This window comes from Rhodococcus sp. P4_F3_2 (assembly GCF_056401335.1).
Map to the genome: position 1 here is coordinate 39,390 of NZ_JBFUJN010000027.1, position 25,001 is coordinate 64,390.

23 protein-coding genes and 2 pseudogenes are annotated in these 25,001 nt (G+C 62.0%); 19 read left to right on the forward strand and 6 right to left on the reverse strand.

Annotated features, from left to right (window positions below; all coding sequences use genetic code 11):
* Positions 1–24 precede the first annotated feature (24 nt).
* From AC1DWA_RS24985 to AC1DWA_RS25000, 4 genes and pseudogenes are all read left to right on the forward strand, one after another.
* Positions 25–627, forward strand: a pseudogene (locus AC1DWA_RS24985) (ATP-binding protein); the annotation flags it as partial.
* Positions 624–1,751: a DNA-processing protein DprA gene (dprA, locus tag AC1DWA_RS24990; RefSeq protein WP_020907367.1), complete on the forward strand. Its 1,128-nt coding sequence runs from the start codon at positions 624–626 to the stop codon at positions 1,749–1,751. The pseudogene AC1DWA_RS24985 and the gene dprA, both read left to right, overlap by 4 nt.
* Positions 1,752–2,154: 403 nt before the next feature.
* Complete coding sequence (locus AC1DWA_RS24995) at positions 2,155–2,514, forward strand: histone-like nucleoid-structuring protein Lsr2 (protein ID WP_003942721.1); 360 nt, start codon at positions 2,155–2,157, stop codon at positions 2,512–2,514.
* Between the two features lie 295 nt (positions 2,515–2,809).
* A complete protein-coding gene (locus tag AC1DWA_RS25000; protein WP_019747982.1) occupies positions 2,810–3,580 on the forward strand; it encodes a siderophore-interacting protein in 771 nt (256 codons plus the stop codon).
* On the opposite strand, the gene AC1DWA_RS25005 is transcribed toward AC1DWA_RS25000, so the two are convergent.
* Positions 3,577–4,749 (reverse strand): multidrug effflux MFS transporter, encoded by a 1,173-nt coding sequence (locus tag AC1DWA_RS25005; RefSeq protein ID WP_477845985.1) that lies wholly within the window; start codon positions 4,747–4,749, stop codon positions 3,577–3,579. The genes AC1DWA_RS25000 and AC1DWA_RS25005 overlap by 4 nt on opposite strands.
* 84 nt (positions 4,750–4,833) lie before the next feature.
* On the opposite strand from AC1DWA_RS25005, the gene AC1DWA_RS25010 reads away from it, so the two are divergent.
* Together AC1DWA_RS25010 and AC1DWA_RS25015 are read left to right on the forward strand one after the other, a co-directional pair.
* Positions 4,834–5,760: a tyrosine recombinase XerC gene (locus tag AC1DWA_RS25010; protein ID WP_037134373.1), complete on the forward strand. Its 927-nt coding sequence runs from the start codon at positions 4,834–4,836 to the stop codon at positions 5,758–5,760.
* Between the two features lie 122 nt (positions 5,761–5,882).
* The gene (locus AC1DWA_RS25015) at positions 5,883–6,992 is read left to right on the forward strand and encodes a MinD/ParA family ATP-binding protein (RefSeq protein ID WP_477917157.1); all 1,110 of its coding nucleotides are present in this window, start codon (positions 5,883–5,885) and stop codon (positions 6,990–6,992) included.
* Between the two features lie 25 nt (positions 6,993–7,017).
* On the opposite strand, the gene AC1DWA_RS25020 is transcribed toward AC1DWA_RS25015, so the two are convergent.
* A complete protein-coding gene (locus AC1DWA_RS25020; RefSeq protein WP_024487342.1) occupies positions 7,018–7,518 on the reverse strand; it encodes a M23 family metallopeptidase in 501 nt (166 codons plus the stop codon).
* Positions 7,519–7,825: 307 nt separating this feature from the next.
* Between AC1DWA_RS25020 and rpsB the strand changes: the two genes are divergently transcribed.
* The 6 genes from rpsB to AC1DWA_RS25050 all read left to right on the forward strand — a co-directional run bounded on the left by rpsB (position 7,826) and on the right by AC1DWA_RS25050 (position 12,873).
* On the forward strand, positions 7,826–8,683 hold the full coding sequence (gene rpsB / locus AC1DWA_RS25025) for a 30S ribosomal protein S2 (protein WP_003942709.1): 858 nt from the start codon (positions 7,826–7,828) through the stop codon (positions 8,681–8,683).
* A 152-nt stretch (positions 8,684–8,835) separates the two neighbouring features.
* Complete coding sequence (gene tsf / locus AC1DWA_RS25030) at positions 8,836–9,663, forward strand: translation elongation factor Ts (RefSeq protein ID WP_019747987.1); 828 nt, start codon at positions 8,836–8,838, stop codon at positions 9,661–9,663.
* A 200-nt stretch (positions 9,664–9,863) separates the two neighbouring features.
* Positions 9,864–10,592 (forward strand): UMP kinase, encoded by a 729-nt coding sequence (gene pyrH / locus AC1DWA_RS25035; protein WP_477917160.1) that lies wholly within the window; start codon positions 9,864–9,866, stop codon positions 10,590–10,592.
* Between the two features lie 43 nt (positions 10,593–10,635).
* Positions 10,636–11,193: a ribosome recycling factor gene (gene frr / locus AC1DWA_RS25040; RefSeq protein WP_003942777.1), complete on the forward strand. Its 558-nt coding sequence runs from the start codon at positions 10,636–10,638 to the stop codon at positions 11,191–11,193.
* 48 nt (positions 11,194–11,241) lie between these two features.
* Positions 11,242–12,138, forward strand: coding sequence for a phosphatidate cytidylyltransferase (locus tag AC1DWA_RS25045; protein WP_003942673.1), 897 nt, complete (start codon positions 11,242–11,244; stop codon positions 12,136–12,138).
* Between the two features lie 6 nt (positions 12,139–12,144).
* The gene (locus AC1DWA_RS25050) at positions 12,145–12,873 is read left to right on the forward strand and encodes a class I SAM-dependent methyltransferase (protein ID WP_477845904.1); all 729 of its coding nucleotides are present in this window, start codon (positions 12,145–12,147) and stop codon (positions 12,871–12,873) included.
* A 79-nt stretch (positions 12,874–12,952) separates the two neighbouring features.
* On the opposite strand, the gene AC1DWA_RS25055 is transcribed toward AC1DWA_RS25050, so the two are convergent.
* Both AC1DWA_RS25055 and AC1DWA_RS25060 read right to left on the reverse strand, forming a co-directional pair.
* Positions 12,953–13,795, reverse strand: coding sequence for an HpcH/HpaI aldolase/citrate lyase family protein (locus tag AC1DWA_RS25055; protein ID WP_030244636.1), 843 nt, complete (start codon positions 13,793–13,795; stop codon positions 12,953–12,955).
* A 95-nt stretch (positions 13,796–13,890) separates the two neighbouring features.
* Entirely contained in the window at positions 13,891–14,301 is a 411-nt protein-coding gene (locus AC1DWA_RS25060) for a LapA family protein (RefSeq protein WP_180279630.1), read from the reverse strand.
* A 102-nt stretch (positions 14,302–14,403) separates the two neighbouring features.
* Between AC1DWA_RS25060 and rlmN the strand changes: the two genes are divergently transcribed.
* The gene (gene rlmN / locus AC1DWA_RS25065; RefSeq protein WP_477917162.1) at positions 14,404–15,513 is read left to right on the forward strand and encodes a dual-specificity RNA methyltransferase RlmN; all 1,110 of its coding nucleotides are present in this window, start codon (positions 14,404–14,406) and stop codon (positions 15,511–15,513) included.
* 62 nt (positions 15,514–15,575) lie between these two features.
* Here the strand turns inward: rlmN and AC1DWA_RS25070 are convergent.
* Positions 15,576–15,806: pseudogene (locus tag AC1DWA_RS25070) on the reverse strand (DUF2631 domain-containing protein); the annotation flags it as partial.
* Positions 15,807–15,926: 120 nt separating this feature from the next.
* Here AC1DWA_RS25070 and dxr point away from each other — a divergent pair.
* From dxr to AC1DWA_RS25095, 5 genes are all read left to right on the forward strand, one after another.
* Complete coding sequence (gene dxr, locus AC1DWA_RS25075; RefSeq protein ID WP_020969350.1) at positions 15,927–17,084, forward strand: 1-deoxy-D-xylulose-5-phosphate reductoisomerase; 1,158 nt, start codon at positions 15,927–15,929, stop codon at positions 17,082–17,084.
* 7 nt (positions 17,085–17,091) lie between these two features.
* The gene (locus AC1DWA_RS25080) at positions 17,092–18,303 is read left to right on the forward strand and encodes a M50 family metallopeptidase (protein WP_021333037.1); all 1,212 of its coding nucleotides are present in this window, start codon (positions 17,092–17,094) and stop codon (positions 18,301–18,303) included.
* A gap of 87 nt (positions 18,304–18,390) precedes the next feature.
* Positions 18,391–19,548 carry a flavodoxin-dependent (E)-4-hydroxy-3-methylbut-2-enyl-diphosphate synthase gene (gene ispG, locus AC1DWA_RS25085; RefSeq protein ID WP_007734888.1) on the forward strand — a complete coding sequence of 386 codons (1,158 nt, stop codon included), beginning with the start codon at positions 18,391–18,393 and terminating at the stop codon, positions 19,546–19,548.
* 111 nt (positions 19,549–19,659) lie between these two features.
* The gene (locus tag AC1DWA_RS25090; protein WP_003942692.1) at positions 19,660–20,496 is read left to right on the forward strand and encodes a GNAT family N-acetyltransferase; all 837 of its coding nucleotides are present in this window, start codon (positions 19,660–19,662) and stop codon (positions 20,494–20,496) included.
* A gap of 69 nt (positions 20,497–20,565) precedes the next feature.
* The gene (locus tag AC1DWA_RS25095) at positions 20,566–22,380 is read left to right on the forward strand and encodes a penicillin-binding transpeptidase domain-containing protein (RefSeq protein WP_020907378.1); all 1,815 of its coding nucleotides are present in this window, start codon (positions 20,566–20,568) and stop codon (positions 22,378–22,380) included.
* A 4-nt stretch (positions 22,381–22,384) separates the two neighbouring features.
* Here the strand turns inward: AC1DWA_RS25095 and AC1DWA_RS25100 are convergent, their stop codons facing one another.
* Positions 22,385–23,194, reverse strand: coding sequence for a LuxR C-terminal-related transcriptional regulator (locus tag AC1DWA_RS25100; protein ID WP_046378400.1), 810 nt, complete (start codon positions 23,192–23,194; stop codon positions 22,385–22,387).
* A gap of 178 nt (positions 23,195–23,372) precedes the next feature.
* On the opposite strand from AC1DWA_RS25100, the gene AC1DWA_RS25105 reads away from it, so the two are divergent.
* Positions 23,373–24,995 (forward strand): AMP-binding protein, encoded by a 1,623-nt coding sequence (locus AC1DWA_RS25105; RefSeq protein ID WP_046378401.1) that lies wholly within the window; start codon positions 23,373–23,375, stop codon positions 24,993–24,995.
* Positions 24,996–25,001: the final 6 nt, after the last annotated feature.

The window sequence follows — 25,001 nt, forward strand, 5'->3', positions numbered from 1 at the left end:
CACGATGTGGGGTGGTTTACAACACTCGACGAATGTGCCGAGATCGGGGTGAAGGTGCTCGAAGCGCTACGCACGCCACTCGAAGACGGGGAAGTGCGAATCGCCCGGCGGGACGGAGTTGCGCGGTACCCGGCGCGGTTCCAGCTGATCCTGGCCGCCAATCCCTGCCCATGCGCGCCGCCGCGAGACGCGGACTGCGTCTGCGCACCCGCGGCGCGTCGCCGTTACCTGGGGAAATTGTCCGGTCCACTCTTGGACCGAGTCGACATCAGGGTTCGGATGCAGGCCGTTGCAACCGGAGCGCTGATCGACGAAGTAGGGGAAAGTACCGGCGATGTCCGTGCGCGCGTGGCGGCGGCTCGAGACACTGCAGCCCAGCGGTGGAGTGAGTACGGGTGGCGGACCAACGCGGAAGTACCAGGGCCGGCGTTGAGACAGAAGTTCAGACTCTCGCGTGCGGCGCTGGCGCCGGTGGAACGGGCGCTGCGCAAAGGTGTGATCACTGCTCGTGGTGCGGACCGAGCGTTGCGGGTTGCCTGGAGTGTCGCCGATCTGGCAGGTGAGGCGATGCCCGGACCAGACCAAGTTGTCACCGCACTCGACTTCCGAGACAGGGGATTCCAATGACTGCACACGATCCGCGACTACTCGCTTGGGCATATCTGTCCCGCGTCGTGCAGGGCCCAAGCGCGTATATGTCCATGTTGATCGACGAGCTCGGGGTCGAAGAAACTGCGAGGGCGGTCCGCAACGGCGATCTGCCACCCGCGATCGAGGAGAAGACGCGAGCCCGCGCTCACATCGACACAGCCCAACGAGACCTCGACCTGATGGAGGCGATGGGTGGCAGACTTGTAACACCGAACTGCGCCGATTGGCCGGCGTGGCGAATGCTTTCCTTCGACGGACTCGATGCCTCCGGGGGTGAGACGGCGCCATTTGTGCTGTGGGTGTTGGGGTCCGGGGATTTGGTTGATCTGACCGAGAGATCGGTTGGGATTGTCGGCACGCGAGCATCTACTGCGTACGGCGAACACGTGACGGCAGAGATTGCCGGTGACCTCGCTGTCGACGGATGGACCGTGATTTCCGGGGCGGCCTTCGGTATCGACGGGGCCGCGCACCGCGCTGCATTGGGCGTAGGTGGAAACACACTGGCTGTCTTGGCCTGTGGGGTCGATCGAGCGTATCCGTCAGGGCATGCGCGACTACTCAAACAGATAGCGAGTTCGGGTGCAGTGATAAGTGAGTATCCACCGGGCACAACACCTGCAAAGTTCCGGTTTCTGGCAAGGAATCGACTGGTAGCTGCGTTGTCGGACGGAGTAGTGGTGGTCGAGGCGGGTTGGCGCAGTGGTGCACGCAATACCGCCAATTGGGCCCGGAAATTGGGCCGCCCGGTAATGGCGGTGCCCGGGCCGGTTACTTCGGCATCGTCGACCGGATGTCACCGGATGATCCGCGAAGGTGAAGCGCAACTCGTTTCCAATGCCGTGGATGTAGTCGAAGCGTCAGGTCCATTTGGTGTCGGGGATTCCGCGGAGGATGCAGCCGCTACACGTGACATCGACGCATTGCGGGGCAATTCTCGGTTGGTATACGAAGCATTGCCGGGAACAGGTTCACGTAGTACGCGTGAGCTGTCCGAGGAATCGGGATTGCTCATAACGCAGGTTCGTGCAACTCTTCCTCTGCTCGAACTCGAGGGGTTTGCGAGTTCGGATTCGAGTGGATGGTTTCGGACACGGTAGCGCGTGAACTTGATTGTGCTCGTCCGGTGGGCGGGTGGCGATGCCCACTAACCGTTTCGGCGAGAACGAAACTCGAATACCCTCGCGATGCTGGTAATTGCACGTCAGGACTGCTTTTCGTGAACTCGATCGGCCTGTGTGCAGCGTTATTCTCGACCCAGCTTTGCAGACCTGGCCGTGAATTTAACGGGCCTCAGGAAAGTCTCAGGTCAATGTGCTTTGAAGTCTGATTAGTCTGGATCCCCTGAGTGCGGGTATTGATTGGTGCGTCGTTAACCCGCTGCTAATTCGGACCATTGAGTCTGTTCGGAAATGGCACAGGTTTCCGGACTTCTTTTGTTCATCAACGCTCTATCTGTGTATTGTGAAGGAGAATTGAATCGATCATTGAAAGAGGAGTGCAATGGCTGAGAAGCTGATTCGGCAACTCATCGACGACCTTGACGGCAAGCCGATTGACGATGGATTCGGTGATCGAATTGAGTTCTCTTACCAGGGAACGGATTACGTGATCGATCTGCGCGCCACCAATGCAGAGAAGTTCGACGCTGCGGTGAAGCCGTTCGTCGAGGCGGCGGCGAAGGTGAGCGGGAAGCGTGGCAAGAAGGCGCAGGCTGCATCTCCGCAGGCCACGTCGGGTTCTGGCCGCTCCAAGGAGACGCTCCAGGCCATTCGTGATTGGGCGGGTAAGAACGGTTACGAAGTTGCTCCGCGCGGGCGTATCAAAGCGGAAATCATCGACGCTTTCGACGCTGCACACTAGGTTGAATTAATATCTCCTCTGGCCCCTGGCGAACCTCGCCGGGGGCCAGAGGCGTATTTTACTATTGCTTTGCTGAATTTCTCCGATAGCGATGTGCTGCCTGATCATGCACGAGTCCTGATTCGGAAATTTGGCTGCCACCGACGAATTTACCCGGCAGAGTGGTCGGTTTATTTCGTTGCGCACCGTGGTCTGTCGCGCGCGGGGCGGATGTGCCGGGGGAGGCATTTTGTCCATGCGCTGCAATTGTCGTGTACCTTAGTTAGGTAACACTAACTTTTGGAAGGATCTTTCTGTGGCCAAGCCGACAACTGCATTGACGGTTCTGCGGACCGAACAATTGACTCCCCATATGGTGCGAGTGTTTCTCGGGGGACCGGGCTTCGAGTCCTTCACTCCCAGCGAATACAGCGATTCCTATGTAAAGATCGAATTCGGCACTCCTGATCAGCCGATACTGCGCACCTACACGATTCGTTCGTACGATCTTGATGCCAAAGAGATTGCAATCGATTTTGTCGTCCACGGCGACATGGGAGTCGCAGGTCCGTGGGCCGCGTCCGTTCAGCCGGGCGCTGAGATTACCCTGCGTGGACCGGGTGGCGCGTTTTCGCCGTCACCATCCGCTGATTGGTATCTCTTCGTCGGAGACGAGACCGCAATACCTGCTATTACTGCTTCGATAGCGAGATTGGCGCCGGATGCGGTCGGCTACGCCGTCGTCGAAGTCGGGGGGCCGGAAGACGAAATCGCGCTCGATGCCCCAGAAGGTATTGCCGTGACCTGGCTGCATCGCGGAGCATCGTCCGATGCTGTCGGCGAAGAATTAGCTGGCGACAACGCTCCGGTTGTCGCCGCGGTCAAGGCACTCGAATGGTTGCCGGGCGAACCGCACGTGTTCATTCACGGTGAAGCACAAGCCGTCATGCACAACCTCCGGCCGTACATTCGCAAGGAACGAAATGTCCCGGCGGCGGCTGCTTCTATTTCCGGCTATTGGCGTCGTGGTCGCACCGAAGAAGGCTTCCGGGTCTGGAAGTCCGAACTCGCCGCGGCCGAAAACTAACTCGCGGCGGCCTTGCCGCGAGTCAGCAACACGAGCGCAACGGCCGCGAGAACTCCGAAGGTGGGAATTGCGATTGCCATCGGCACGGCAGTGTCTTCTCCCGCAATTCCCACCAACGGCGAAACCAGCGCTGCCAAGCCGAACTGGCCCGCTCCCATCAGGGCTGAACCAGTTCCGGCCGCGTTGGTGACCTCTCCTTGGGCGAGAGCGGTTGCATTGCCCATGATGAACCCGATGCTCGAAATCGCCACGAACAGCGGGACCAAGATCAGCCATGTATTCGTGGAACTGAAAACCACGCTGGTACAGAACAATACGGCGCCACCAATGAGGAGCAGGCAAACCCCGAAACGCAGCAGCGTGCGAGCTCCGACGAGACCGAGCAGGCGAGTGGTGATCATCGCTGCCGTGACCATTCCGGTGGCGTTCACTGCGAACACGATCGAGAATTGTGACGGACTCAGCCCGAGAACATTCTGAACGACGAACGGTGACGCGGAGATGTACGCGAACAAGGCGCCGAATCCGAAGACGAATGCGAGCGCATATCCGAGGTAGTGCCGGTTCCGGACCACGTACTGCAGATTCGAGATCAGGGCCTTCAAACCACCGCCATGGCGTCGCTCGGGTGGAAGTGTCTCGGGAACGAGCAAAACGACACCAGCCACCATCACAGCGCCCGCGACAGCCAGGACCCAGAAGATCCCGCGCCATCCGACGGGGCCGAGAAGTGCGCCGCCGATCAGTGGCGCGACCACGGGAGCGATACCGCCGATGATCATCATGATGCTGAAGAGCTTCGCTGCGTCGTCGCCACGCGCTCGGTCGGCAATACAAGCGCGGGCGAGAACGATGGCAGCGCCTCCACTCAAGCCCTGGACGAGTCGTGCACCGATGAGAAACTCGATGTTCGGCGCCACCGCGCATGCCGCGCCGCTCAGTGCCGTGACGATTGTCGCGGCCAGCAGTATTCGTCGCCTGCCAAGTCCGTCGGAGATGGGACCGATGATCAGCTGGCCGATTCCGAGGCCTGCCATGAAGGTGGTCAGCGTGAGTTGAACGCTGGCCGCAGTAGTGTCGAGTGCATCCGCCATCAAAGGTAGGCCGGGCAGGTACATGTCGATGGACAGTGGAGCGATTGCGGAAATCAGTGCCAGTACACACAACATCTTCAGAGGAATTGCTCGATTCACCGATCAACCCTATCGGCGAGGGAGCTTGCAGTTTCAATCGCGGCGAGCGAGCGTGTGTTCATGACTGACGCATTGCCGGCGAGCTTGAGCGTTCACCTCGATGCGTATGCCGAGCAACTCCGACTGAGCCGAGGCCGGTCGGAACACACGATCCGCGCCTACGTCGGTGACGCGCGGGCATTGCTGACCCATTTCTCCGCGGGTTCGGAGAATGCAGATCTCGACCGCCTCGACCTAGGTGTCATGCGTTCGTGGTTGGCCGCCCAGAATGCCGTAGGAACAGCCCGTACGACGGTAGCTCGACGGGCTTCTTCGGCGCGTGGTTTCACTGCGTGGCTCGCGCAGACCGGACGTATTTCCGTCGACCCGGGCACACGTCTGGCGGCTCCACCTGCTCGTCGCACGCTGCCGACGGTGCTGCGTCAGAGCCAGGCCCTCGACGCAATGGATGCAGCGGAAAGCGGTGCGCAGCAACAAGAGCCGCTCGCCCTGCGAGACCGACTCATCGTGGAATTGTTGTACTCCACCGGAATTCGCGTCGGCGAGTTGTGTGGACTGGACGTCGAGTCCGTCGATGCTGATCGACGTTTGCTTCGTGTCCTCGGCAAGGGGAACAAGGAGCGATCGGTGCCATACGGCCTGCCTGCAGAATCGGCACTGAACGGGTGGCTGGAGCACGGGCGACCCGCGCTGAGTTCGGATAGGTCCGGGCGAGCATTGCTCCTCGGAGTTCGAGGCGGCCGGCTCGATCAGCGTCAGGCGCGTTCGGTGGTCCACGAAACCATGGCTGCAATTCCAGGGGCTCCCGACATGGGTCCGCACGGGCTTCGGCACTCGGCTGCGACGCATTTGCTGGAGGGTGGTGCAGACCTTCGTGTGGTCCAAGAACTCCTCGGGCATGCGAGTTTGGCGACCACTCAGCTGTACACGCACGTGTCGGTCGAACGCCTTCGATCCGTCCACGATCAGGCCCATCCACGCGCCTAGATTGTGAAGCGACGCGAGTTCTCGGCCGGTATTTGGTAGCGTCGCAGCTCAGAAGAGTGAACAATCGGCAAGTTCGATCGTCGTGTCGAGACACTCGATGACATGCGAAATCCGGGGGATTCGTGAACCGCCAAGATGTGAAGCACCTGCCGAACAGCGGCCAACCGGCCTGGCTGTCCGAAGCGCCACAACCGGCTCCCGAGCCGGCGCCGACGCCGGAGCCTGTGGCACGACTGCAAGAGGTCTGGACCACGCCACCGCCACCGTCGAGCCAACAGCAGGTGACAAACCAGGATCTGGTTGCCGAAGCTTTACTGAAACGCCCTAAACGGACGCCGCGTGGCGGATGGCGTAGGGGATTGCATCGTGCGACCGGAGGTGTGGTCAATCTGGGGGATTCGACCAACGAACAGCRCAACCGTGCACTGGCCGCCCGAATCGAGCAGCCGATCCGTAACGACTATCGAGTCGCTTTGCTCTCGCTCAAAGGGGGCGTGGGCAAGACGACGGTCACGGTCGGACTCGGTGCGACATTTGCTTCGCTTCGTGGTGACTGCGTCGTGGCGGTTGACGCCAATCCCGATTTCGGAACTTTGGCGCAACGTGTTCCGCTGCAGACCAATTCGACGGTGCGCGATCTGATTGCTGCTAGACCGGACATAAAAAGCTATTCGGACGTTCGAGTGCACACATCCCAGTCGTCGAGTCGTCTCGAGGTCCTGGCGAGTGAGCAGGATCCGGCGATTTCGGAGGCATTCAGCGAGGCGGACTATCGCCAGGTCATCGACATCTTGCAGGTCTACTACAACATCATCCTCACCGATTGCGGTACCGGGATCATGCACTCGGCGATGAACGGCGTTCTCGATCTTGCCAATTCGTTGGTTCTCGTCAGTTCGCCGGCAATCGACGGAGCGCGCAGCGCAGCGGCAACGCTCGATTGGCTTCAGTTGCACGGATACGGCCATCTGGTCGAACGGACCGTCGTCGTCATCAGCGCCGCCCGACCAGGGTCGAGCGTGATCGACATGGACGCTTTGGTGGACTATTTCATGCGTCGATGCCGCGCCGTCGAGGTCATTCCTTTCGACGAGCATCTCGCGGAGGGGTCGGTGATGGACCTCGAGTTGATGCGACCGGCCACCAGACGAGCGTTCATGGAACTGGCAGCGATGGTGGCCGACGACTTCGCGGACGCTGTGGGTCGGCACGCCGTTTCCGAGTGGCACTGATTCTGCGACCGATTTCTGCGACCGATCAGCCTCCTTTCAATGGCTTGAGCCTGAGCGGTTGCGTCCGAACGAGTCCGAGTGGATCGAGATACTCGCGTCCACGGCGCAAGCCCCAGTGCAGACATGCTTCGACAGCACACCCTTCGTGCCCGGTTTCGAGGGTTCCGATCACGGACCTGGCGGCGACGCGTTCACCTGCGCGAACGACTGCTACGACGGGTTCGTAGGTCGTGCGTAGGCCGCCGGAGTGATCTATCGACACCGTCGGCTTTCCGGCGACCACTCCCGCGAACACCACAATGCCGTCGCCGGCCGCGAGGACGGATTGGCCGGCACTGCCGCCGAGATCGACCCCGCGATGACCCGGCAGCCAATTCTTGGCCGGTTTGTCGAAAGCGCGTTCCACGTGCGGCCGGGGAGCGAGCGGCCAGTCGAAACGCGTGTCTGCCGACGCCGTGCCTACGGCGACACAGCAGGAGATCACGGCAACGACCACTCCTCGTCGAGCTCCGCGAAACATCGTCATTCCTTGATCTTGCGTGGAGTCGCACGCGCTTCAATGCAGATCAGACGGGTAATCCACAAGATGATCGCCGATCCACAACCGCCGGTTCGGTCTGTTGCTTCCGGGGTGGTTATGGCATCGGCGGACGAGGACGTACACTTGTCGAGCGGTCTGTGCTCGCACAGTCCGACTTCGCGCGCCCGCGCACGTTTTCCGGCCTCGGCTGGTCCTGGTTCTCACGAAACAGGTCCGACGGCCGTGCGGGTGCCAGGGCAGGGATCACCCGATCGCCTGCATCAACCGGATTGAAAGTTTGAGGTACACAGCCATGGCTGTCGTAACCATGAAGCAGATGCTCGATAGTGGAACCCACTTCGGACATCAGACCCGTCGCTGGAACCCGAAGATGAAGCGATTCATCTTGACCGACCGCAACGGCATCTACATCATCGACCTCCAGCAGACGCTGACGTACATCGACAAGGCGTACGAGTTCGTCAAGGAGACCGTTGCCCACGGCGGCACCGTCCTCTTCGTCGGCACCAAGAAGCAGGCGCAGGAGTCCATCGCTTCCGAAGCGACTCGCGTCGGAATGCCCTACGTCAACCAGCGTTGGCTCGGCGGCATGCTCACCAACTTCACCACCGTTCACAAGCGTCTGCTTCGCCTCAAGGAGCTCGAGGCAATGGAGCAGACCGGTGGATTCGAAGGTCGCACCAAGAAGGAAATCCTCATGCTCACGCGTGAGATGACCAAGCTGGATCGCACCCTCGGTGGTATCCGCGACATGGCCAAGGTTCCTTCCGCGGTGTGGATCGTCGACACCAACAAGGAGCACCTGGCAGTTGCCGAGGCTCGCAAGCTGAACATCCCGGTCATCGCGATCCTGGACACCAACTGCGACCCCGACCTCGTCGACTACCCGATCCCGGGCAACGACGACGCCATCCGTTCCGCAGCACTGCTGACCAAGGTTGTCGCTTCCGCGGTTGCCGAAGGTGTGCAGGCACGTGCAGGACTGAGCGCCGACAAGGACGCGAAGCCCGAAGCCGGCGCAGGCGAGCCCCTCGCCGAGTGGGAGCAGGAACTGCTCTCGCAGGCAGCTCCGGCTGCAGAGGCTGAGGCAGCTCCGGCTGCAGAGGCTGAGGCAGCCCCCGCCGCAGAGGCACCGGCCACCGAGGCCTGATTCGTTGAAACCGGCCCTGACCAAGAGTTCTTTTGGTCAGGGCCGTTTCACCGTTAGGCCCGAGCACCACCGTCAGGCCGTGCTTCACCGCTAGGCCGTGCTTCACCGTTAGTCCTAGGTCCGAAACAGACACATGAGGAGGCTCGCTAATCATGGCGAACTACACCGCCGCTGACGTCAAGCGGCTCCGTGAGCTCACCGGCTCCGGAATGATGGCATGTAAGAACGCACTCGCAGATGCAGACGGCGATTTCGACAAGGCCGTCGAGCAGCTGCGCATCAAGGGCGCGAAGGATGTCGGAAAGCGCGCAGAGCGCACCACCGCTGAGGGTCTCGTCGTCGCCAAGGACGGCGTCATGATCGAGATCAACTGCGAGACCGACTTCGTCGCCAAGAACGACGAGTTCATCAAGCTGGCCGACGAGATCGTGACCGTCGCTGCTGCTGGCAAGCCTGCGGACCTCGACGCTCTCAAGGCGCTCGAGCTCGACGGCAAGACCATCGACACCGTCATTGCGGAGCAGTCCGCGAAGATCGGCGAGAAGCTCGAACTGAGCCGCGTCGCTTCCTTCGACGGCCCCGTTGCCGTTTACCTGCACAAGCGCAGCTCCGACTTGCCGCCCGCTGTCGGCGTTCTCATCGAGTACACCGGCGAAGGCGATGCTGCTGCTGAGGCCGCTCGCGGCGCTGCAATGCAGGTCGCAGCACTCAAGGCAAAGTACGTCACGCGTGACGAGGTTCCCGCTGAAATCGTCGCTTCCGAGCGTCACATCGCCGAGGAGACCGCCCGCGCAGAAGGCAAGCCCGAGCAGGCTCTGCCGAAGATCATCGAAGGCCGCGTCAACGGTTTCTTCAAGGACGTCGTTCTGACCGAGCAGTCTTCGGTCACGGACTCCAAGAAGACCGTCAAGGCGATCCTCGACGAGGCAGGCGTGACCATCAAGCGCTTCGTGCGTTTCGAGGTCGGCGCCTCCGCTTAATTCGGAGCCCGTACACATGGACCCCGCCTGAAGAGCATTTGCTCTACCGGCGGGGTCTACGTGTACCTGGGGCCTCCGATGAGGCAGGATAAGAGTGCTTCGGGACGAGTCCCGGGGGCTTTCCTATGTCGCGGTGTCCGATTCGGCGGCAGAAGAAGAATGAAGGACCTACAAGGTCTTGTATCGAACTGAGGAGAACAATGTCCGAACCAGCCAACGAACGTCCAGGATTCAAGCGGGTCCTGCTCAAACTCGGCGGCGAAATGTTCGGAGGCGGCAAAGTCGGTCTCGATCCCGACGTGGTCACCAAGGTGGCTGAGCAGATCGCAGAGGTCGTTCGATCGGGCGTACAGGTTGCAGTGGTCATCGGCGGCGGAAACTTCTTCCGCGGAGCGGAACTGCAGCAGCGTGGCCTCGATCGCGCGCGCTCCGACTACATGGGCATGCTCGGCACCGTCATGAACTGCCTCGCTCTGCAGGATTTCCTGGAGAAGGCCGGCGTCGATTCTCGAGTGCAGACGGCAATCACCATGGGACAGGTCGCCGAGCCGTACCTTCCGCTTCGCGCACRTAGGCACCTCGAGAAGGGGCGCGTAGTCATCTTCGGTGCCGGGATGGGTATGCCCTACTTCTCCACCGACACCACTGCTGCGCAGCGCGCGCTGGAGATCGGTGCCGAGGTAGTGCTGATGGCCAAGGCCGTCGACGGCGTCTACTCGGCCGACCCGCGTATCGACCCGGACGCGACGATGTACGAACAGATCACGCACCGCGAGGTCATCGAACGTGAGCTCAAGGTCGCGGACGCGACGGCGTTCAGCCTGTGCATGGACAACTCGATGCCGATGATGGTGTTCAACCTCCTCACCGAAGGAAACATCGCTCGCGCGGTGTCCGGTGAGAAGATCGGCACCCTGATCAAGTCGTGAGTGACACCCAAAAAATGATGCAGAACAACATGGAGGAACAGCCGTGATCGATGAAGCGCTCTTCGAGGCAGAAGAGAAGATGGAAAAGGCTGTCACGGTAGCCAAGGACGATCTCGGCTCGGTTCGCACCGGACGCGCGAACCCCGGTATGTTCTCGCGCATCGTGATCGACTACTACGGTTCGATCACGCCGATCACGCAGCTCGCGAGCATCAACGTCCCCGAGGCCCGCATGGTCATCGTCAAGCCGTACGAGGCTTCGCAGCTCAACGCGATCGAGACGGCGATCCGCAACTCGGATCTCGGTGTGAACCCGTCCAACGACGGCAGCATCATCCGCATCTCGGTTCCGCAGCTCACTGAAGAGCGTCGTCGTGAACTGGTGAAGCAGGCCAAGTCCAAGGGCGAGGATTCGAAGGTCACGCTGCGCAACATCCGCCGCAAGGCGATGGACGAACTCGGCCGGATCCAGAAGGACGGTGAAGCCGGCGAGGACGAGGTCGGTCGCGCAGAGAAAGAACTCGACAAGACCACGGCGAAGTACGTGCACACGGTCGAGGAACTCGTCAAGCACAAGGAAGCAGAGTTGATGGAGGTATAGCCTCCTCATTTGCAGTGTTTGTCGTCGGGAGTAGATCAGGGAGTTTGGGTGCACGCACAAGAGGGAACCGCCGGTGGTCCCGTCACGGACGGGCCTACGGGCGGCGCTGAGGGCGCGCAACCGCCGAAGTCGAAGGCGGGCAGGAACCTACCTGCCGCCATCGGCGTCGGAGCTGGTCTCGGAGCCTTGGTCATCGGCACTTTGATCTTCCTGCCCCCGGGATGGATCGCTGTCGTCGCGATCGCGATGTTCATCGCGACGTGGGAGGTCACAACGCGGCTTCGTGAAGCCGACATCGAGGTGCCGCGAATTCCCCTTCTCGTCGGAGGGCAAGCCACGATCTGGCTCGGCTGGCCGTGGGGACCGGTCGGGGTGCTCAGCGGATTCACCGCAACCGTCCTGGTGTGCATGGTGTGGCGGTTGTTCGACCACGGGCTCAAGGCGACCCCGAAGAACTTCCTGAGAGACACCTCCATCACGGTGTTCGTTCTGGCGTGGATCCCGCTGTTGGCGTCATTCGGTGCATTGATGGTGCTCGAAGACGACGGCCCGGGTCGCGTCTTCGTCCTGATGATCGGTGTCGTGTGCTCCGACATCGGCGGTTACGCGGCCGGAGTGCTGTTCGGGAAGCACCCGATGGTGCCGGCTGTGAGCCCGAAGAAGTCCTGGGAAGGATTTGTCGGCTCCCTCATTTTCTGCGTCATCGGCAGCCTGCTTTCGGTGACGTTGATCCTCGACGCGAACTCGATGATCGGCGTCCTGCTCGGTGTCGTCCTGGTAGTCGTCGCGACGGTCGGAGACCTGATCGAATCGCAGATCAAGCGTGAACTCGGCATCAAGGACATGGGAACCCTGCTTCCCGGCCACGGCGGAATCATGGATCGCCTGGATTCACTCCTGCCGTCGGCATTTGTCACCTGGCTGATTCTGTACGCACTCGTCTGATTTCGCGTGCGTGATTTCTTCTCCGGCCGTTCCAAGCCGATCCCCAGCCCGAACATCTGGCACTGGCCGGGCGTGTACGAAATCGAGAACCGCGCGCAGGACGTCGACGGTTCCATCTGGGCCGCGATGCGAGCCCAGGTCGACTGGTCTGGACGCGACGTCGTCGACGTCGGCTGTGGGGCGGGGTTCCATCTACCGGAGTTCGCTCGTGCTGCCCGTCGTGTTGTCGGAGTGGAGCCGCACGCACCGCTGGTGAAGGCCGCGCGGGAACGAACCCGCGATTCGGCGTCGATCGACGTAGTCCAGGGTTCAGCAGAGTCCACGGGTCTGGTGGATGCTTCAGTCGATCTCGTTCATGCCCGTACGGCGTACTTTTTCGGCAAAGGCTGCGGCCCGGGAATTCGTGAAGCCATGCGCATCCTGAGGCCCGGGGGAGCCCTGCTGATCGTGGATCTCGATGTGAGCGCCGGCCCGTACGGAGAGTGGATGAGGGCGGATCTGCCCAAATACGATCCCGCGGCGGTCGAAGGATTCTTCGAGGCTCAAGGGTTCTCGCTCACGCGTGTCGACGCCCGGTGGGAGTTCGAGAATCGAGACGACTTGCGGCGGGTACTCGGAATCGAGTTCACCGAGAAGACTGCCGAGCGTGCGTTCTCGCAAGTAACGGGATTGGGCTTCACGGTGCGATACCGGATCCATGTTCGGTCCAAACCACGATCACTCGAACTTGCGTGAAAGCGGGCTCGAAAGACGAACGTCAGGCGCTCCGACTTGAGCGCCTGACGTTTTCTGCACCGATTCAGTAGTAAAAAAATCAGTGATCGGTGGGGATGTGGAACAGGGTGGCGAGCTTGTGAATCTTCTTCGCCTTGGCGAGCTTGGGCAGGTCGCTGCCATCGCGCACGCGTGAGCCGTCTTCGCCGAGATCGTCGATGACATTCTGAGCCCAGATCGCGTCGGCCACGGAGGGACTCAGTCCCGCGTTGACGGGGGCAGTCTGCGCGGTGGTCATGCAGAGTTTGCCGGCCATACCGAGTGACAAGGTGATCGCACAGTCTCGGGCGAGCAGATCCAGATCGGGGCCGAGCGTGGGACCGTCGATCGGCGGAGCGATGCGTGCCGCGCGGCTGGCGATGGTGAGCCGCGAACGCGGGTACGACATCGACGTGGGGGAGTCGTCCATCCCAGTGTCGCGCCGGAAGTCGCCGCTGCCGAATGCGAGACGGAAGATGCCGTCAGTGCGTGCGATCTCGGGCGCAGCCTCGAGTCCTACCGCGGATTCGACGAGAGCAAGAATCTTGGTGCCTTCGGGAAGTCGCTCGGCCGTGGCGTCGGCCTGCTGACCGCTTTCGGTCTTTGCGAGCATGACACCCTCGAGTCCGGGGAGGCCCGCGAGTGCGGCCAGATCCTCTTCCCAGAACGGTGTCGTGGCGTCGTTGATCCGAACCCAGGCGTGATTGTGTTCGCTCAGGAATGCGGCGACATCGCGGCGGGCCGCCGGTTTGTTGGGTGCGGTGACGGCATCCTCGAGGTCGAGAATGACGGCGTCGGCCGCACTCGCGAGKGCGGCGTCGAAGGTGTCCGGTTTGGACGCGGGGACGAGGAGCCAGGATCTTGCCTGTTGCGGGGCAATACGCGAGGTCACAGGTCTCTCCATGTGAGTAGTCACATCGGGGCCTTTCGGGTGATTTCCACGACAACAATGATGCCTGCTTACTCGCGGGTAGACCCAATTGCGTAACTAGATTTCAGTCACATCTGCCGCTTCGCTGCGCGCCGGATCTGAATGATGCGAACCCCGCCTGCCAACGCCATGATCAATGCGCCCGCGATCGCGGAGAGCAGGATCGTGATTCCGAGCGGAAAGTCGATTTGCCAGGCCAGGATCTTGACGGAGACGCTCTCGAGGTTCTGCAGGATGAACACCAGCAGCATGATCAGCACGATTGCGCCGATGACCAGGCCAACCCACGTCGTCGCAGCCCTGGTTCGGTCGGTTACCGCGGTTCCGGTCGGCACCGGTTCAGGCGTCGGGTTCGGTTCGGGATCGTGTTTTTCGACTGCCTTGTCCTCGCCCACCTTCGGAAGTTCCGGGTCGGGACCGAAACCGTCGGCAGGGCCGTACACGGGGGAGTTCGACGGATCCTCTGGTGTGGTTGACATGACATGATCATCACGCAACCTGCGCAAAGTTGCACGGGYAATCCGGCCACAATCGGGTGGCAGTGGGGTAGCACCCCAAAACAATGGGACAATGGTGTAACTATGGCTGCCTCTCTTCCCCTCGTTTTCACTGCACCCAAGCGCGGAATGCCTCCACGGCACCTCGCCGATCTCGATTCCGCCGAGCGCAAAGAAGCGGTGAAAGAGCTCGGCCTTCCGGCTTTCCGGGCCGATCAGCTCGCGCGTCAGTACTACGCGCGTCTCGAAGCCGATCCGGAGAAGATGACCGATCTCCCCGCATCGRTGCGCGAGAAGGTGGGGGAGTCGCTGTTCCCGACCTTGCTGACCCCGATCAAGCACCTCGCGTGCGATTCGGGCGACACTCGCAAGACCCTGTGGAAGGCGCATGACGGAACGCTGCTCGAAAGCGTCCTGATGCGCTATCCCGATCGGGCGACGCTCTGTATCTCGAGTCAGGCAGGCTGCGGAATGGCCTGCCCGTTCTGTGCGACGGGTCAGGGCGGCCTCGACCGCAACCTTTCGACCGCCGAGATCGTCGATCAGGTTCGCGAGGCAGCGGCCGCAATGCGCGACGGTGATGTTGCCGGCGGACCCGGACGCCTCTCGAACGTCGTGTTCATGGGTATGGGCGAGCCTTTGGCGAACTACAAGCGCGTGGTGGCAGCGGTACGACGCATCACTTCGCCCGCACCCGACGGGCTCGGCCTGTCTCAGCGGTCCGTGACGGTCTCGACCGTCGGCCTCGCTCCCGCTATCCGCAAGCTCGCTGACGAAGGCCTGAGCGTCACGCTGGCGGTATCGCTACACACACCGGACGACGAACTGCGCGACACACTTGTGCCGGTCAACAATCGCTGGTCAGTGTCGGAGGTACTTCAGGCTGCCCGGTACTACGCAGACAAGACCGGTCGGCGTGTGTCCATCGAGTACGCGATGATCAAGAACGTCAAYGATCAGCCGTGGCGCGCGGACATGCTGGGCAAGAAGCTGAAGAAAGCACTCGGCGGGTTGGTGCACGTCAACCTGATTCCGCTCAACCCGACTCCGGGTAGCGAGTGGGACGCGAGCCCCAAGGACGTCGAGCGTGAGTTCGTGCGTCGGGTCATCGCCCAGGGCGTCTCGTGCACCGTGCGCGATACGCGCGGTCAGGAAATCGCCGCAGCCTGTGGCCAGCTGGCAGCCGAGAACTGAAACCCTCCAGGCCTGAAAAACACATAAAGAGAAGGCCTCCACGAACTTTCGTTCGTGGAGGCCACGAAGATCATCAATCCGGCAGTGCCGATGAGCCACAGATCCTCGACCTTGCCGTGATGGTTTCCGATCATCATCAGAAGCAGGAATATTGCGAAGAACCATCCGAGGAAACGGAAAAACTTGAGTCCTTCACCACTCCACCCCCATGCGGCAGAGGGAACCTCGGCCTCATCGACGTGCGAGACCACGACGGGGGCGCTGGACTTGACGTCCAACTGGGTATCGGCCACGGTCGATCCTCCTGCTCATTCGGTTGCACTACTGCCCAATATGGTGACATACGACTGCCTGTCGTACGTAGTTGGGCGTCGATAAGGTTGTTCTCAGGTGTTATCAGGAACAATGGGCGAGTGCAGGAAACCACACGTACCCGCGTCCTCCTCCTCGGCAGTACCGGTTCGATCGGTACCCAAGCGCTGGAGGTCATTGCAGCCAACCCCGATCGTTTCGAAGTAGTCGGTCTCGCAGCGGGCGGCAACAACGTCGAGTTGTTGGGCGAACAGATTCGTGCAACCGGCGTCACGGACGTCGCCGTCGCCGATCCTGCAGCGGCATCGGCGCTGGAATCGGTAACCGCCCGTTCGGGACCGAGCGCCGTGACGGAACTGGTTCGGGACAGCGGTGCCGACGTTGTCCTCAATGCACTCGTCGGTTCGTTGGGACTCGAACCGACTCTGGCGGCGCTGAACTCGGGAGCGCGCCTTGCGCTGGCGAACAAGGAATCGCTTGTCGCCGGCGGAGCGCTGGTGACCAAAGCCGCTGCACCCGGTCAGATCGTGCCGGTCGACTCGGAGCATTCGGCGCTTGCCCAGTGTCTACGTGGTGGAACAGGCGACGAAGTGGCTCGGTTGGTTCTCACCGCTTCGGGTGGGCCGTTCCGTGGCTGGAGCGCCGAGGATCTCGAAAGTGTGAATCCAGCTCAGGCAAAAGCGCACCCCACCTGGTCGATGGGGCCCATGAACACCCTCAATTCGGCAACTCTGGTCAACAAGGGCCTCGAGCTGATCGAGACGAACCTGCTGTTCGGGATCGACTACGACCGCATCGACGTCACCGTGCACCCGCAGTCGATCGTGCATTCCATGGTGACCTTCTTCGACGGGTCGACGCTGGCACAGGCAAGCCCGCCGGACATGAAGCTCCCGATCGCTCTCGCTCTCGGCTGGCCGGACCGCATCGAAGGTGCTGCGTCGGCATGCGACTTCACCACCGCCTCCACCTGGGAATTCGAGCCGCTCGATTCGTCGGTGTTCCCCGCCGTCGATCTGGCGCGAAGCGCGGGCAAATCCGGCGGTTGCTTCACCGCGATCTACAACGCGGCCAACGAAGTGGCGGCTCAGGCATTCCTCGACGGTGTCATTTCCTTCCCGGCGATCGTCCGCACGGTGGCCGCTGTTCTCGACGATGCAGGTCAATGGTCCGCGGAACCGGTTACCGTGGACGACGTTCTGGCCGCAGACGGCTGGGCACGCACACGAGCGCGTCAGCTCGTGAAGCAGGAGGGCTAGAGCTTTCATGGTTTTTGCACTGGGCGTAGTGCTGTTTGCCCTCGGCATCGGCGTGTCCATCGCCCTGCACGAAGCCGGCCACATGTGGACGGCCAAGGCTTTGGGAATGAAGGTTCGCCGCTACTACATCGGCTTCGGACCGAAGATCTTCTCGTTCCGTCGAGGTGAGACCGAGTACGGCCTCAAGGCGCTGCCGCTCGGTGGATTCTGCGACATCGCCGGCATGACGGCTCTCGACGAGATGACGCCCGAAGAAGAGCCGCACGCGATGTACAAGAAGGCGGCGTGGAAGCGTGTCGTCGTCATGTCCGGGGGTATCGCGATGAACTTCATTCTCGGGTTCCTCCTGATCTACGCGTTGCTCCTCGGTTGGGGCCGAACTGAGCCCGCTCAGCCAGTGGTCCAAGAGGTCACGTGTGTAGCCCCCGATCAGCTGGGCCAGGACGGCAACTTCGAGCTGACAGAGTGCTCGGGTGGAGGCCCCGCAGGAGATGCGGGCCTGAAATCGGGGGATCGGATCACCGCAGTCGATGGAAAGTCGACGAGCACCTTCCCCGAGGTGGCAGCTGCTATTCGAGGTGTGGATGGCCCGATCGTGTTGTCGGTTGATCGCGACGGAGAGGCGTTGTCGATCACGGTCGTCCCCGAACGAGTCCAGCGATATGTGAACTCGGCCAGTGGCGTTCCCGTGAAGCAGGAAGTATCCGCTGTCGGAATCGGTGGTCCGGGCTCGGCGTTGGTCGAGTACAACGCGCTCACTGCTGTTCCGGCAGCCTTCGACTACACCGGACAGATCATGGTCGACTCGGTGAAGGCGTTGGCCGACATTCCGTCCAAGGTGGGGGCTCTGTGGGAGTCGATCACGGGCGGCGAGCGGGCACTGGACACACCTATCAGCGTGGTCGGCGCCAGCGTGATCGGTGGCGAGGCCGCTGATCGAGCCGAGTGGCCGATGTTCGTCGGGCTGCTCGCATCGATCAACTTCTTCCTCGGTGTTTTCAACATCCTGCCGCTGTTGCCGCTCGACGGCGGTCACATCGCGGTGGTCTTCTACGAGAAGATCCGCGATTGGTTCCGCGCTCGCCGCGGCTTGATTCCCGGCGGCCCGGTCGACTACACGAGACTCCTTCCGATTACTTACGTATTCATCGTGATCGGTGGCGCGTTCATGTTGCTGACACTCACGGCTGACATCGTCAATCCGATCAAGATCTTCTGACCGTGTGAGAAGGGTGACGGTTGCCGCGCGGTAGTGCGGCGATCGCCCGGCTAAACTTGCAGTGAAGCTATGAAAGAAGGCACAGACGTGACCATCCCTATCGGACTGGGAATGCCCTCGGCACCCGCAGCGATTCTTGCTCCTCGACGCAAGACACGGCAGCTGCAGGTCGGCACGGTAGGTGTGGGCAGCGATTTCCCCATCTCGGTGCAGTCCATGTGCACCACGAAGACGCACGATGTCAATGCAACGCTCCAGCAGATCGCGGAACTGACCGCGTCCGGTTGCGACATCGTCCGTGTCGCCTGCCCACGTCAGGAAGACGCGGACGCGTTGTCGATCATTGCGAAGAAGAGCCAGATCCCGGTTATCGCCGACATCCACTTCCAGCCGCGCTACATCTTCGCGGCAATCGATGCGGGATGCGCTGCGGTGCGCGTCAATCCGGGCAACATCAAGGAATTCGACGGCCGTGTCAAAGAGGTGGCCAAGGCTGCCGGTGATGCAGGCATTCCGATCCGTATCGGTGTCAACGCGGGATCGCTCGATCCTCGGTTGATGGAGAAGTACGGCAAGGCGACGCCCGAAGCGTTGGTCGAGTCCGCGCTGTGGGAGGCCGGGTTGTTCGAAGAGCACGGCTTCGGTGACATCAAGATCTCCGTCAAGCACAACGATCCGGTGATCATGGTCGAGGCTTACCGCCAACTCGCCGCCAAGTGCGACTACCCGTTGCACCTCGGCGTCACGGAGGCAGGGCCGGCGTTTCAGGGCACGATCAAGTCCGCGGTCGCCTTCGGTGCGCTGCTCGCGGAGGGTATCGGCGACACCATCCGGGTTTCGCTCTCGGCCCCGCCGGCCGAAGAAATCAAGGTCGGTAACCAGATTCTGCAGTCTCTGAACCTGCGTCCCCGCAAGCTCGAGATCGTGTCATGCCCCTCGTGTGGCCGTGCACAGGTCGATGTCTACACCCTTGCCGACGAGGTCTCTGCCGGCCTCGAAGGCATGGAGATCCCGCTGCGCGTGGCAGTCATGGGTTGCGTCGTGAACGGACCGGGTGAAGCACGTGAGGCTGACCTCGGTGTGGCGTCCGGCAACGGCAAGGGCCAGATCTTCGTCAAGGGCAAGGTCATCAAGACGGTGCCCGAGGCGCAGATCGTCGAGACTTTGATCGAAGAAGCGATGAAAATTGCCGAAAGCATGGAGGGTGACGCTTCGGAGGGTGCGCCGGTCGTCACCGTGAGTTGAGTGATTGCCGGATGAATCTTCCCCGTCGGTGTCAGGTTCGTGGCAATCTGAGTGCATCATGATCGGGTAGTGATATTCGTGGACGCGCAGTCGAGTCGAGGGGGTTGACGGATGCTCAAACTCCTCGGAGCCAAGCAGGTCGGAAGTCGAGATCTCGAAGACGTCCGACGGGTACTCGACGCCGATCCGGTGGCCGCCTGCATGATTGCCGCGCGCGTCGAAGAATGCGGTGTCGACCCACGAATGATTCACGGCGAGCTGTGGAGTCGAGGCGGGCCGTTGTCCTCGCTGTGCTTTGCCGGGGCAAATCTGGTTCCACTTCGAGGCGATCCGGATGACATTCGGGCATTCGCTGACCGCGCCTGTCGGATTCCGCGCATGTGCTCGTCGGTGGTCGGCCGCGCCGAATTGGCGTTGCCGCTGTGGGAGATGCTCGAGCTCGATTGGGGAACTGCGCGGGAGGTTCGCCCCGAACAGCCGTTGCTCGCGGTATCCGAGCCGCTGGCATGCCCGTCGGATCCACTGGTCCGGCAGGTTCGCTCGGACGAACTCGAGATCTATCTGCCTGCCGCGATTGCGATGTTCATCGAAGAGGTTGGCGTCGATCCGCGTGCAAACGACGGTGGGCGCGGATATCGACATCGTGTGGCAAGCCTGATCGCCGCTGGTCGAGCGTGGGCGCATATCGAGGACGGCCAGGTCGTTTTCAAGGCGGAGGTCGGTTCGATGTCTGCTCGCTGTGGCCAGATTCAGGGCGTGTGGGTCAACCCGGAATTTCGTGGGCAGGGCTTCGGCGTGACCGGTACAGCGGCTGTAGCGGAGTCGATCATGGCGACCGGTCGCATTGCGAGCCTGTACGTCAACAGCTTCAATACGATTGCGCGGTCGACCTATTCGCGGGTGGGGTTCCGGCAGGTCGCGACCTTCTCGACGGTGCTGCTCGACTGAGCGTCCAAGCTGCGTGCAATGGTCGCGCCTACGCTGGGTGGAGCATTTGTCGCCCTACTATGGGGCTCGATGAACACTCGGCATTTCTCTCGTAGTCGCTCGGCCCAACTGTTGGCCTCCTGCACCGTGATTTTTTTGGCGGTGGGGATCAGTTCGTGTACTCCGAAACCCGCCGGCCCCGAGCCCGTCGCGCAGCAGTTCCTGAGTGCGTTCGGTGACAGGGACATCGACGAGGCAGCAAAAATGACGGACCGGCCTGATTCCGCGGGTCCTGTATTGAGTGACACCTGGGATGCGCTTCAGGCGGAGTCGATGACTGCCGAGACCACGTCGGTGAAGATGAACGGTGATACTGCGACGGTCGGCTACACCTACGAGTGGCACCTGCCGAAAGACCGCGTCTGGACGTACGACGGCGAGCTGCAGATGGGACGCAAGGACGGCGACTGGTCCGTCCGTTGGAGTTCGACGGACGTTCATCCGCGCCTCGGTGACAAGCAGACGATGTCGTTGCGGGCAACCGCGGCGCCGCGAGCGCGGGTTAACGAGCATTCGGGGACCGACGTCCTGGTGCCGGGAATCGTCTACCGAGTGAAGTTCGATCGCTCCAAGAGCAACGACATCATCGGTTCCGCGAACAGTCTCGCAAGTGTTCTCGGGCGGTTCGATGCGTCGCTGACCGGTCAGTCGATCGCCGAATCCTCGACGGCCGTCAAGGGTGACTATCTGGTGACGCGGCTGCGCAGTGATGACTACGACCAAGTTTCGGCGCAGTTGGGTGCGATATCGGGAGTATCGGTATCGGACGAATCGGATCTCGTGTCGACCGACCCGGAGTTCGCGCCTGACCTTCTCGGGCAGATCAAGAAGACGATCATCGACGAGGTCGACGGCAAAGCCGGCTGGAGTGTCGTCACGGTCAACCAGAACGGCGTCGACACCGACGTGTTGACCGAGACTGCGCCACAACCGGTTCCGTCGTTCAGCATCAGTCTGGACCGCAACATCCAGATCGCTGCTCAGCGCGCGGTGAACGTGAACAAGGATCAGGCGATGATGGTGGTGATCGAACCGTCGAGTGGCGCGATCCTGGCCGTCGCGCAGAACAAGGCAGCTGACCGCGACGGGCCGGTCGCGACGATGGGTCAGTACCCGCCGGGTTCGACCTTCAAGATCATCACGGCAGGTGCGGCAATTTCGACCGGTCAGGCGACCCCCGACACGATGGTGCCATGCCCGGGCCGAATCGAGATCGGCGAGCGCAGCGTCCCCAACTACAACGAGTTCGCACTCGGCACGGTGCCGATGGCAACGGCCTTCGCGCGTTCGTGCAACACGTCCTTCGCCAAGTTGGCCAGCGAGATGCAGGCAGACACGTTGACCACTGCCGCAGCGCAGTTCGGCATCGGCCAGGACTACAACGTGGTGGGATTGCCGATCGATTCCGGTTCGGTGCCGCCGGCGTCGGACCTGGTCCAGCGGACCGAAGACGGGTTCGGTCAGGGCAAGGTCGTGGTCAGTCCGTTCGGAATGGCGATGGCAGCTGCGACGGTCGCGAACGGTTCGACTCCGGTGCCGCAACTGATTTCGGGGCGCGAAACCACCATCGACGGTGAGCGCCCGGCGATCACGCCGGCCATGGTCGACGGCCTGCGCGGCATGATGCGACTCGTGGTCACGAGCGGTACTGCAGAACGCGTCGAAGATCAGGGTGAGGTGTACGGCAAGACCGGTGAAGCCGAGGTCGACGGGGGATCGCATGCGTGGTTCGTCGGCTATCGCGGCAACCTGGCCTTCGCCACTCTGGTTGTGCGGGGCGGAAGTTCGGACAACGCCGTCGCAGTCACCCGCGACATGCTCACCGCCCTGCCGGAAGGCTACTGACCCCTCAGGGGAGCAGTCCCAACCTGCGAGCGGTAACCACGGCTTCGTGGCGTGAGCTCGCGTCCAGCTTTCCCATCGCGCTTCGCAGATAGCTCTTGACTGTTTCAGGTCGAAGGGAAAGCCTTTGGCCGGCTTCGATGTTGGTGCAGCCGAGTGCGACTTGCGAGAGAACATCCACTTCACGCGGGGTGAGCGCGACGTCGGATTCGGCGTCGGCGGTAGGCCGCAGCAGGTTGGCCAAACGCTGGGAAAGTCCGCGGAGCTTGGTCTGCAAGTCGGTGTCGGTCACGGTCTGGGCGACACTGCGTAGTTCGGCGTGGACTCCGCGGATCTCTTCCGAAGACATACCGTCGGCGGTGGTCGCGGCGGCGGCCTGAAGTAGTTGCAGGCGACGATCGACCTCGTCGCGGATGGCGAACTCCATCCCGAGACGCCGGGATGCGCTGACCATGACGTCTGCTGTGCGATCGCCGAGGGGAGCGGAATCACGGATCGCGGCGTAGAGGACAGCGCGCGATTTGCCGGACACCATGACCGGAACGGCGATGATCGAATGCAGGCCCTCGCTGAGAACAGGCCGGTCGAAATGATGAGTGATGGACTGCGAATTGCCGTAATCGTTGACGGTGATCGGTGAACCCTGGGCGACGACGCGTCCGCCCATGCCCGAGCGTGGCGGGATGGCCAAGCCCTTGAGATTGTTGGTGCGGGTGCCGACGAATTCGCTCAGGTGCAGGGTTCCGTCCTGGACCTCGCCTCCGAACAGCACGGGAACAACGCCCTGAGCTGCAATTGTTCGGAGTTCACCTCGCATAGCGTCCCCGTCGCGGGGACGCAGAAGTGACGAAGCATGTCGATTCACGCAGGTACCCCTTTCTGGGGGTAGTGAAGTTCTCTTGTGAGCTAGATCATAGGGGGTGAACAGTACGTATGACGAGCCGCCAACGTAACCGGTCGGGCCAACCATACGACGATCGATAAGGAGCAAGTTGATGAGCACCGATCCCACCGCACGGGTGCGCGAGCTGCTGGACCAGTACGACACCCCGCATGCCAGCGCCGCAGAATTGCTCTGCGATCGGCATCCCGCGGATGGCGTTGCATTCACCGTCGTCGAGGCAGACCTTAGCTCGGTGGATCTGACTTACGGTCATCTACGTGAGCAGTCCGCGCGTTTCGCGGCAGCTCTGGCCGACCTCGGAGTCGAGCCGGGTGACAACGTCGCGACCTTGATGGGCAAGTCTGCGGACCTCGTGGTCGCACTCCTCGGAATCTGGCGCCGCGGCGCGGTCCACGTGCCCTTGTTCACGGCGTTCGCTTCGCCGGCCATCGCTTTTCGCTTGACTGCCAGTGGCGCGAAGGTGGTCATTTCCGACGCCAATCAGCTCGACAAGCTCGCGCCGGGTGAGGACATCCCCGCCGACGCAGCGTGGCAGGTCATCGTCGCGGGCGGCGCGGCCGGTGACGAGTTGGACTTCGATGCACTTGTCGCAGCTCAGGATGCCGAAGATCCGAGGGGCGCTGCGCAGGCAGTCGGCGGCAACGCACCGATGGTGCAGTTGTTCACCAGTGGCACCACGGGAACACCCAAGGGCGTGCCGGTTCCGGTGCGCGCGCTCGCGTCGTTCCACGCCTACCAGGAGTTCGGCCTCGACGTCCGTCAGGACGACGTGTTCTGGAACGCCGCAGACCCGGGCTGGGCGTACGGGCTGTACTACGCGTTGCTCGGTCCGCTTGCCGCCGGCACGCGAAGCATTCTGCTGCACGCCGGATTCTCCGCGCCGCTGACGTGGCAGATCATCGAGAAGTTCGGTGTCACCAATTTTGCCGCTGCTCCGACCGTGTACCGCAGTCTGCGTGCCGACAAGGCGCCCGTTCCGGAAGGCATCTCGCTGCGCCGCGCGTCCTCGGCCGGTGAGCCCTTGACTCCGGATGTTGTTGCGTGGTCGAAGAACTCGTTGGGCGTCGAGGTTCGTGATCACTACGGCCAGACCGAGCACGGCATGTTCATCGTCAACGCCTGGGCCGACGGACTCCGCGAGGACGTCCGTCCCGGATCCATGGGTCGTCCGTTGCCGGGCTGGTCTGCCGCTGTGCTGGAGGACAATTCGGATGACATCGCACCGGCCCGCACTCAGGGCCGCGTTGCGATCGATACTCACAACAGCCCGTTGATGTGGTTCACCGGGTACGTCGATGCGCCGGAGAAGACGAAGCAGCGATTCAGCGAAGACGGTCGCTGGTACATCACCGGTGACGCCGGAATGACGGACGAGGACGGATTCTTCTTCTTCTCCTCGCGCGACGACGACGTCATCATCATGGCGGGCTACCGCATCGGTCCCTTCGACGTCGAGAGCGTGCTGGTCATGCACGAGCACGTCATCGAGGCGGCAGTGGTGGGCATGCCCGACGAGTTGCGCGGTGAGGTTCTCGAGGCGTTCGTCGTACTTCGCGAAGGTGTCGACGGCGACGACGAACTCGAGAAGGAACTGCAAACCCTGGTGAAGAAGAAGTTTGCAGCGCACGCGTACCCACGCACAGTGCACTTTGTTCCGAACCTTCCCAAGACCCCGAGCGGCAAGGTTCAGCGGTACATCTTGCGGAAGGGATAAACCCCT

Excerpts from the sequence above, each read along its gene's own strand:
- AC1DWA_RS25095 (WP_020907378.1), top strand. The coding sequence starts at position 20,566 with ATGAACACTCGGCATTTCTCTCGTAGTCGCTCGGCCCAACTGTTGGCC.
- dprA (WP_020907367.1), top strand. The coding sequence starts at position 624 with ATGACTGCACACGATCCGCGACTACTCGCTTGGGCATATCTGTCCCGC.
- AC1DWA_RS25060 (WP_180279630.1), bottom strand. The coding sequence starts at position 14,301 with ATGTCAACCACACCAGAGGATCCGTCGAACTCCCCCGTGTACGGCCCT.
- AC1DWA_RS25105 (WP_046378401.1), top strand. The coding sequence starts at position 23,373 with ATGAGCACCGATCCCACCGCACGGGTGCGCGAGCTGCTGGACCAGTAC.
- AC1DWA_RS24995 (WP_003942721.1), top strand. The coding sequence starts at position 2,155 with ATGGCTGAGAAGCTGATTCGGCAACTCATCGACGACCTTGACGGCAAG.
- rpsB (WP_003942709.1), top strand. The coding sequence starts at position 7,826 with ATGGCTGTCGTAACCATGAAGCAGATGCTCGATAGTGGAACCCACTTC.
- AC1DWA_RS25005 (WP_477845985.1), bottom strand. The coding sequence starts at position 4,749 with ATGTTGTGTGTACTGGCACTGATTTCCGCAATCGCTCCACTGTCCATC.
- AC1DWA_RS25010 (WP_037134373.1), top strand. The coding sequence starts at position 4,834 with ATGACTGACGCATTGCCGGCGAGCTTGAGCGTTCACCTCGATGCGTAT.
- AC1DWA_RS25100 (WP_046378400.1), bottom strand. The coding sequence starts at position 23,194 with ATGCGAGGTGAACTCCGAACAATTGCAGCTCAGGGCGTTGTTCCCGTG.
- AC1DWA_RS25090 (WP_003942692.1), top strand. The coding sequence starts at position 19,660 with ATGCTCAAACTCCTCGGAGCCAAGCAGGTCGGAAGTCGAGATCTCGAA.
- AC1DWA_RS25080 (WP_021333037.1), top strand. The coding sequence starts at position 17,092 with ATGGTTTTTGCACTGGGCGTAGTGCTGTTTGCCCTCGGCATCGGCGTG.
- AC1DWA_RS25020 (WP_024487342.1), bottom strand. The coding sequence starts at position 7,518 with ATGACGATGTTTCGCGGAGCTCGACGAGGAGTGGTCGTTGCCGTGATC.
- tsf (WP_019747987.1), top strand. The coding sequence starts at position 8,836 with ATGGCGAACTACACCGCCGCTGACGTCAAGCGGCTCCGTGAGCTCACC.